Genomic DNA, 1,535 nt, shown 5'->3' on the forward strand with positions numbered 1-1,535 from the left:
AATGATTTTTCCCGATAATGTTTTGAAGACGCTTAAACCTGGTGGGAGAAATGGCGGCTTCAGCCTGCCCTCTCCGGGTGATTCTGGATGAGAAAGAAATCCGGCAGCTTATTCTTAACATGGCTCGCAACGGGCTGGGGGCCATGCAGCCGGGAGGAACTTTAACCATCGGCGCCCGGGTAATCAAAAACAGCCCGGTTTTGTTCATCAAAGACGAGGGGACCGGGCTGGATGACAATCTGCTGAGCCAGATCGGCACTCCTTTCTTCACAACTAAGGAAAATGGCGCCGGTTTAGGGCTGGCAGTCTGTTACCGTATCGTTGCCCGCCACAAAGCTAAAATCGAGGTGGATACAAGCCCGCAAGGCACTACCTTCTGGATACGCTTTCCCAATTCGCGAGAGCATTACGCTTTTCCAGTAAGGTAAATGACACTGTGTCTTGGCCGGCTGCGAAGTTATTAAAGCCTTTTACATGTCGGTACTTCATGTATTAATATTTTCTAAAGGAGCCTTTTTTGTCCGGGTACATAGAATAGGTTAATATGAATTTTACAGCCTTATTGGCGCCATCATAATATACAACCTTTGGGAAAACCTATTCATACATGAAAGGAGTGAGGACAATCGACGCAAACCTGAAAACCGTTCAATTGACTGTCGACTGGGAACATATTGGGGTTAAATCCATTGCCCGGGCCGGGGAGCAAACTGTGGTGGAAATGGGAAAAGGCGCCAATAGCCAGAGCGAAGATAAAGGGGCCTCGCCGATGGAAACCTTCTTGTCGTCTTTAGGTGGATGCATCATTGTTTTCCTGGCCGGGTTGGCCGAGAAGCGGCGCTTAACTATTAATAACATCAGGATTTATATCGAAGGGGATTATGACCCCCGTGGCATGAGCAGCTCCAGCTCTGGAATCAGGCCTGGTTTTCAGCAGATTCGGTACCAGGTGGTGGTAGATTCCCCTGATAATCCTGAAGTAATTCGTAAGGTGATAGCATATGCGGTTAAGGCGTGTCCGATAAAGGATACTATCATGCAGGGGACTGCTGTCATCGAAACCCAATTGAGCCAAGAGCCGCAAATGGCCACAATTTCATAAGCCAGAAAGTGCGCTCAGCTAGCACCTCGCGATTTGCTGGGGCTTACGCGCTATTACCTTCCTGGTGCTCGATTAGATAACCTTTATGGCTCATGATTGATCACATTTTTATGCCTGCGTTTTGTGCCATATTACTACTGCTGCCATTCCCAGCCTCTGAATAGTTATCCTTTATAAGGCTACAATATGTCTATAGTGTTAAAGGGTAATGTCAATATGACCGGTATCTATTTATATGGAAGCCTGATTTTGATATGTTTTGCCGTGCTGGGCGTTACCTATTGGATATCCAGGAACCGGCTGACTTCGGTAATGTATTTCACCTCAATCGGCTTAGCGCTTTTTTTTGATTATATCGTTTATGTATGGGAAAAGCCTATATATACACCCTGCATATATTAGATAATGAGTATGACAGCTACATCGGGGCGCT

At 46.5% G+C, this 1,535-nt stretch carries 2 protein-coding genes; both read left to right on the top strand.

Features of this window, described 5'->3' with window-relative positions; translation table 11 throughout:
- The first annotated feature begins 50 nt into the window (after positions 1-50).
- Entirely contained in the window at positions 51-428 is a 378-nt protein-coding gene (locus tag B2633_RS13495; RefSeq protein ID WP_483171326.1) for an ATP-binding protein, read from the top strand.
- A 179-nt stretch (positions 429-607) separates the two neighbouring features.
- On the top strand, positions 608-1,102 hold the full coding sequence (locus B2633_RS13500) for an OsmC family protein (protein WP_483171233.1): 495 nt from the start codon (positions 608-610) through the stop codon (positions 1,100-1,102).
- Positions 1,103-1,535 lie beyond the last annotated feature (433 nt).

Origin of the sequence: Syntrophomonas sp. UBA1041, assembly GCF_002316705.1 — a bacterium.
Lineage (GTDB): Bacteria > Bacillota > Syntrophomonadia > Syntrophomonadales > Syntrophomonadaceae > DTU019.